The 7,048-nt window shown below is 55.0% G+C and carries 7 protein-coding genes; 4 read left to right on the top strand and 3 right to left on the bottom strand.

What is annotated here, in order from left to right; all coding sequences use genetic code 11:
- The 3 genes from HMPREF3173_RS10405 to HMPREF3173_RS23905 all read right to left on the bottom strand — a co-directional run.
- Positions 1-276: DUF3147 family protein (locus tag HMPREF3173_RS10405; RefSeq protein WP_070572919.1), on the bottom strand; the 276-nt coding region annotated here is incomplete at its 3' end.
- 157 nt (positions 277-433) lie between these two features.
- Positions 434-1,339, bottom strand: coding sequence for a cation diffusion facilitator family transporter (locus tag HMPREF3173_RS10400; RefSeq protein ID WP_010951438.1), 906 nt, complete (start codon positions 1,337-1,339; stop codon positions 434-436).
- 54 nt (positions 1,340-1,393) lie between these two features.
- Entirely contained in the window at positions 1,394-1,732 is a 339-nt protein-coding gene (locus HMPREF3173_RS23905) for a zinc ribbon domain-containing protein (protein ID WP_079732563.1), read from the bottom strand.
- 490 nt (positions 1,733-2,222) lie between these two features.
- Between HMPREF3173_RS23905 and HMPREF3173_RS10390 the strand changes: the two genes are divergently transcribed.
- From HMPREF3173_RS10390 to HMPREF3173_RS10380, 4 genes are all read left to right on the top strand, one after another.
- Positions 2,223-3,920 (top strand): phosphoethanolamine transferase, encoded by a 1,698-nt coding sequence (locus tag HMPREF3173_RS10390; RefSeq protein WP_003298414.1) that lies wholly within the window; start codon positions 2,223-2,225, stop codon positions 3,918-3,920.
- Positions 3,921-4,042: 122 nt separating this feature from the next.
- Positions 4,043-4,171 (top strand): hypothetical protein, encoded by a 129-nt coding sequence (locus HMPREF3173_RS24960; RefSeq protein WP_003253468.1) that lies wholly within the window; start codon positions 4,043-4,045, stop codon positions 4,169-4,171.
- Between the two features lie 430 nt (positions 4,172-4,601).
- A complete protein-coding gene (locus tag HMPREF3173_RS10385) occupies positions 4,602-6,089 on the top strand; it encodes a SulP family inorganic anion transporter (protein WP_009684101.1) in 1,488 nt (495 codons plus the stop codon).
- A gap of 11 nt (positions 6,090-6,100) precedes the next feature.
- The gene (locus HMPREF3173_RS10380) at positions 6,101-6,952 is read left to right on the top strand and encodes a universal stress protein (protein WP_012316922.1); all 852 of its coding nucleotides are present in this window, start codon (positions 6,101-6,103) and stop codon (positions 6,950-6,952) included.
- Positions 6,953-7,048: the final 96 nt, after the last annotated feature.

Genomic DNA, 7,048 nt, shown 5'->3' with positions numbered 1-7,048 from the left:
GATTCGGGAAGTCTTTTTCAGACCTTCCTTAGGTAGCAGCAATGGAAAAGCAATAAACATCGGCAGGGTCGGAAGCACGTACCAGAACGTGTACCAAGCATGGTTGGAGATCTTCTCCATGCTCTGGTTCTCTAAATAGAGCCAGACCAACGTCACGACCGTGACCAAGGGTAGGGCGGCGACCAAGCCGCCCAGCTTGTCGCTGCGTTTCGCCAGCTCTGACACGAGAATCACTATACCGGCAGTGAGTAGGTACTTCGTGATGATCCAGGCCATCGCTGAGCCTTCTGGAGGTTGTTGACGAGGGCAGGCGAAGCCATTCACCAACCCCCTTGAAGCGCTCCTGCCGTTTACGGCATCCCTCACCGCATTTTTTTTGCAACATCACCCTCAGCCAGGAGGGTGATGTGTTTGCATGGTGTTTACCGATCGGTCAGTGCGAGGGTGAGGGAACGCTCTCGTGGAAAGCTGCCCGCTCGATCTGGATGGTGCAGTGATGGATTTCGAATGCATCGCTGACAGCATCCACGACGGCCGCCAACACAGCATCCCCATCTGCAGAATCCCGAACCACTACGTGCGACGTCATCACGTTACTGCCACTGCTGACAGCCCACACGTGCAAGTCATGAACGTCCGTCACGCCATCTACTCCGAGGATGGTGGCCTCGATTGCCGTAACGTCGAGCCCCCTCGGGACACCCTCCATGAGGATCCCCAGGCTTTCGCGAAGCAACTGCCACGTCCGCGGCAGAACCCAAAGGCCGATCGCCACAGCGACAATCGTGTCGACCCAGGTCCAGCCGGTGAAGCGGATGATAAGTGCCGCGATGATTACGCCAAGCGAGCCGAGCATGTCGCTCCAAACTTCGAGGTAGGCTCCTTTGACGTTGAGGCTTTCGTTGCTCGCAGATGCCAGAAGGCGCATCGAAATTAGGTTGATGATCAGGCCGGCGATTGCGATCCACATCATCGCTCCGGTAGCGATCTCCGCCGGCATGAAGAAGCGCTGGTAGGCCTCATACAAGATGTACATCGCCACCAGGAAGAGCAGCACGGCGTTGAACGTCGAAGCCAGAATTTCCAGGCGCGCATAGCCGAAGGTTCTTTTCTGATCCGCCGGCCGCTTGGCTATCTGAAGTGCAATCAGTGAGATCGCCAAGGCGGCAGTATCTGTGAACATGTGAGATGCGTCCGACAGCAGCGCCAGGCTGCCGGTAATCCACGCACCGATCACTTCTGCAATCATGAAGCTGCCAGTCAAGCCGAGCGCCATGATTAGCTTCTTCTGATGCCCCTCGCGTACTGCAGCGCTGCCATGGTCATGATTTGAACCCACGTATTTCTCCTTGCGCAGGGTTGTGGTCTCGTTGGCCTTCCTGTCTACCTAGCCTTAGAGCGTCGCTTGGCCACACTGACTGCAAAATCTTGCTCCTGCACTCAGCAGCGAGCCGCAGGCGGTGCAACCACTCGATAGCGGTGTTCCGCAGTTTAGACAAAAGCGTGCTGACGGATCGTTGGCCGTCCGGCACTGCCTGCAGCCCTGCAGATCTTTGATGGGGGCAGGAGTGGGAGGGCGCCCGCCGTCATACACCTGATTACCGCCGTCGCAGCCCTGCTGCCGGCCATGGCGATCATATTGCTCGGCCCCATGTCCCCCGCTGTGGTGCTTGCCTCCACCGTGGTTTCCACGGCCATGGTGCCCGCCCAGGATGTTTTTGAAAAAGCTCATGGTATTCGCCCCTCATTGATGGGTGACATATTAACGAGCAAAAGTTGAAAATTATGTTCTGCTCGCGAGAAAGACTTGCAAGTTGAATTGAAAGTTCAAAATTAGCCTACGACAAAACGAAACCGTTTTGTTTGTGAAATTAAATTTATCTAGCTGAGCGGAGCATTGCTTTTGGTGGGTAGTATTCCCCTAATTTTGATCATAGCGTGATCAATGACAATCAAAACAGCAGTAATTGGATTTCTGTCAGCATTGTAATCCCGAGGTCATCGTGTCGTTATCAGGTCCCGGAAATAATGCGCTCAGCGAGATTCATTTCTCTTTTTATCCCTATGCCTCACACATACTAAGCGTCCCCAACGCCTAGGGGCCTAAGGCCTCTGACGCTCCGCACATTGCGCAATCGCTCAGCATCTGTCGACGGTTTGCCTTGTAGCTCCCGCTAACTCCATAGCTACCGCCATGGATAAGCAGCTTCCAGAGTTTGATAATGACACCTTCCAAATCCATTGTTCACACCCTGTTAAGCAAATGGATCTTTGCTATTCGCAATGCGCGGCAGAAAGGCATCAGTACTAATTTGCTAATCGGCCTGGTGACTTTTTGGTTACTGCTATTCGCGAACGCTGAGCTCTGGAACGTGCTCTGGAAGCTGGTATTCAAAACCGATGAAGTGAACTGGCAGCTAGCGGCTAGCCTCCCAGTCATAGTATTCGCATGGGTGTTTACCGTTCTGAGCTTGCTGTCATGGGGGCGGCTGGCCAAACCCATACTGTGCCTGGTACTGATCAGCGCGTCTTTTGCGAGTTACTTCATGAATGCCTACGGCATCGTGATCGATTACACAATGTTCACCAACGTTGTGGAGACCGACGTCGCTGAGGCAACCGAGCTGCTGAATTGGAAGCTCGGTCTTTGGGTCGCAATGGTTGGGGTGTTGCCCGTCTACCTGATTGCCCGGGTTCCCCTCCGGCGCAAGCCTTGGGCCAAAGCTTTGGTCAGCAGGTTCATTGCTCTGTCGCTCGCTCTGTTGACCTTATCTGGCATCGCGTTGAGTCAGTACCAGTCGTATGCCTCCTTGCTGCGCAACAATCGGGAGATCCGGCTGATTCTGGTACCTACCAACTTGTTTGCGGCTGGCCATGGGTACCTGAAGCGTCAGCTGGCCTCACCTAAAACGCTGACGGCCATTGGTACTGATGCGGTAGTTAATCGACAGGGTGCGGCTCGTAAACCCAGGCTGCTGGTACTGGCAGTAGGAGAGACCGCTCGCTCCGCCAACTTCTCCCTCAACGGCTACTCCCGTGAAACGAATCCGGAACTAGAAAAGCGAAATGTCATTAGCTTCACGAACGTGAGCTCCTGCGGTACCGCTACCGCGGTCTCGCTGCCATGCATGTTCCTGGACGTGGGTAAGGCCCAGTACAAAGATGGCTTGGCCAAGAGCCGAGAAGGGCTGCTCGACGTGCTTCAACGCGCTGGCATCAGTGTCATGTGGACTGACAACAACTCGGGGTGCAAAGGGGTCTGCGACAGGGTTCCCAACCACAAGGCTGCCTCTCACGCGGATTCCCAACTGTGCACCAGCGAGGAGTGTAAGGACGGGGTGCTGCTCACGGAGATGCAAGACTTCATCAAGCGCCAGGAAGGCGATGCTGTCCTGGTGCTCCACTACAAAGGCAGTCACGGCCCGGCCTACTACAAGCGCTACCCCTCGCAATTCAAGAAATTCGCACCGGTGTGCGAGACCAACGAGCTCGACAAATGTAAGCAGGAGGAGGTGGTCAATGCCTACGACAACTCAATCCTCTACACCGATTATGTGACTGCAAATCTCATCGATATCCTGGCGGCCAACACCAAGTTCGACACTGCGCTGATGTACGTTTCGGACCACGGCGAATCGCTGGGGGAGGGTGGGCTCTATCTACACGGGCTGCCTTACGCGATGGCTCCTGACGAGCAAACAAAGGTGCCGTTGGTACTTTGGATGTCTGACTCGCTCGCGAAGAGCGAAAAGGTCAACGTGGGTTGTTTGAAAGCTCAAACCACGTCACCGCTGAGCCACGACAACCTGTTCCACACCGTGCTCGGCATGATGAACGTCCAGACGTCTTCGTATCGCTCAGCGCTGGATTTCACTGCCCCTTGTAAGCCCTTTGTCGGAGGCTCTTATTCTGGCCTCTGAATGTTCGATGTGGACCGGATCATCGGCCAGGCGGTTCTGCACCAGCCTGCTTTGACAGCTGAGAGAAGCTGGACTAATTACATAGCTGCATTCAACAACCCAAGCGGAAAAGGAAGTTTTGCATGAGCATCAAGCCAGGCCCAAAGCGCACCAATGAAGATGGCACTCCGGACAAAAGGCAGCGAGTCACCCCTGAAAAGCAGAAGGACCATCCGGACCTGAAACCCCACAAGCACAAAAAGGGGGAGTAAGAAAAAAGGTAACCGTCTGGCCAACTCACCCCTCAGCACACAGACCAGCTCGGACAAGAACGGGTGGAAAACAAAGCCTTGCCCGCAGGTATACCCATTGAATAAGCCTGTATCTGACGTAGGTCATGCAGAGCCTGCCAGCGGGTCGCAATCGACGATGGCTTCATTGTATACTTCGGCTCCGCATACCCCTTGAGCTACAGGAACATCAGCATGACTGTACTCCAAACGATCTACTGGCAGCCTACGCCGCCTTAGCGCTACGCCCCCTCGCAACAACCTGCTTCCGCTAGCCTCGCTCGCGGGTGCTCACTGCTGTACGCCTGGTTTTACACCTTAAGCACACAGCAAAAAATCCTCAAAATTTGAATTTGTATCGATTCGCTCGCCACTCCCTTGGCGTGCGCGATGCTTTGCCTTGGATATTTATATGCTGCAAAAACTTAGACAAACGTGGTTTTCCAACGTCCGTGCCGACGTGCTCGCGGGGCTGGTGGTCGCACTCGCGCTGATCCCGGAAGCCATCGCCTTTTCCATCATCGCCGGGGTAGATCCCAAAGTCGGTCTCTACGCCTCCTTCTGTATCTGTGCTGTCATCGCCTTTGTCGGCGGGCGCCCCGGAATGATCTCGGCGGCGACAGGCGCCATGGCACTGCTGATGGTTACGCTGGTAAAAGAGCATGGACTCCAGTACCTGCTGGCCGCGACGCTACTATGTGGCGTACTTCAAATCCTTGCCGGCTACCTGAAGCTCGGCTCGTTGATGCGCTTTGTTTCACGCTCGGTAGTCACCGGCTTCGTAAACGCATTAGCGATTCTGATTTTTATGGCGCAATTGCCTGAGCTGACCAATGTCACCTGGCATGTCTATGCCATGACCGCTGCGGGCCTGGGAATCATCTACCTGTTCCCGTATGTACCGAAAATCGGCAAGGTGATTCCCTCTCCATTGGTGTGCATTCTGACGCTGACTGCCATCGCCATTTACCTCGGTTTGGATATCCGCACCGTCGGTGACATGGGCCAACTGCCTGATACGCTCCCGATCTTCCTCTGGCCTGAAGTTCCGCTGAATTTTGAAACCCTGCGCATCATTTTCCCGTACTCGGCTGCGTTGGCAGTAGTGGGTCTACTCGAATCAATGATGACCGCGACCATCGTCGACGACCTTACCGACACCACCAGCAACAAAAACCGCGAGTGCAAAGGCCAGGGTGTGGCCAACATCGCTGCCGGCATGCTTGGCGGCATGGCAGGTTGCGCCATGATCGGCCAGTCGATCATCAACGTGAAATCTGGTGGCCGCACCCGTCTCTCGACATTGTGTGCCGGCGTTTTCCTGCTGCTGATGGTGGTATTTCTTGGCGAATGGCTCTCCAAAATCCCTATGGCGGCACTCGTGGCTGTGATGATCATGGTGTCCATCGGCACCTTTAGCTGGGATTCCTTGCGTAATCTGAAAGAGCATCCGCTGTCGACCAACCTCGTCATGGTGGCGACCGTCGTGGTCGTCGTGGCCACTCACAATCTGGCTTACGGCGTACTGGTAGGTGTGCTGCTGGCCTCCCTGTTCTTCGCAAACAAGGTCGGGCACTACCTGGATATCAAGAGCACTCTTGAAGAGACGAAATCGCATCGGACTTACCGCGTCGTGGGCCAGGTGTTCTTTAGCTCTGCGGACAAGTTCACTGAGGTTTTTGACTTCAAGGAGGCGCTCAACAAGGTCACCATCGATCTCACACAGGCGCATTTCTGGGATATCACCGCCGTCGCAGCGCTGGATAAGGTCGTGATCAAGTTCCGACGCGAAGGCGCTGAGGTTGAAGTGCTCGGTCTCAATGAAGCCAGCGCGACAATCGTTGACCGCTTCGGCGTGCATGACAAACCCGGTGCCATCGACAAGCTCATGAGCCACTAAAGAGAACGACAATGACCCGCGTAATGGCATGCATTGATAACTCACAATCCTCATTGGCGGTCTGCGATTACGCAGCATGGGCCTCGCAACGACTCAGCGCTCCCCTGACCTTGCTTCATGTGCTGGATAAGGAGAAATATCCTGCATCCGCTGACCTCAGCGGCAATATCGGTCTCGGTAGCAGAGAACATCTGCTGGAAGAGTTGGCCATGCTGGATGCGCAGCGGGCAAAACTGGCGTTGGAGCATGGGCAGCACATGCTTGAAAAAGCTCGCGAGCGAACAGTTCACTCTGGCGCCATGTCACCTGATATGAAGCAGCGCCATGGCCATCTCGTCGAGAGCCTGAGCGATCTCCAAGACGATATTCGGTTACTGGTGATTGGAAGAGTCGGTGAGGACAGCACGCGCAGTGCCCAAAGTCTTGGCAGCCAGATTGAAGCGATAGTCCGAACTATCCACCGCCCCACCCTGATTACAACCAGCCATTTCAGGAAACCTGAAACGGTCATGGTGGCATTTGACGGCAGCGCAACAGGCCACAAGACCTTACAGATGCTTGCTTCAAGCCCGCTGTGCGAAGGCCTGCCAATTCATATCGTCATGGTTGGAACGGATTCTGAAGACAACCAGAACGCGCTGGAGAAGGCACGAACCACGCTTGCGTCTTCCGGCTCGCTGGTGCATTCCGAGATCCGCCCAGGCGAAGTAGAGTCCACACTGCATGCGTATCAGGCAGAGCACGGCATTGACCTCTTGGTCATGGGGGCGTACGGGCACTCACGCATCAGGCAGTTTCTGATAGGCAGCACGACCACGACGATGCTGCGTACATCCACTGTACCCTTATTGCTGCTTCGCTGAGCCAGTTCCACTGGCCACAGTATTTCCAGAACTGAGGAAATACCGTGGCCACCCTGGACGATGACTAAGGAAGGTCTGAAAAAGACTTCCCGAATC

It is taken from the genome of Pseudomonas sp. HMSC08G10, from assembly GCF_001808425.1.
GTDB classification, from domain to species: domain Bacteria; phylum Pseudomonadota; class Gammaproteobacteria; order Pseudomonadales; family Pseudomonadaceae; genus Aquipseudomonas; species Aquipseudomonas guariconensis.
The sequence above is the reverse complement of the archived record's forward strand: the minus strand, read 5'-3'. Positions and strand labels throughout refer to the sequence as shown.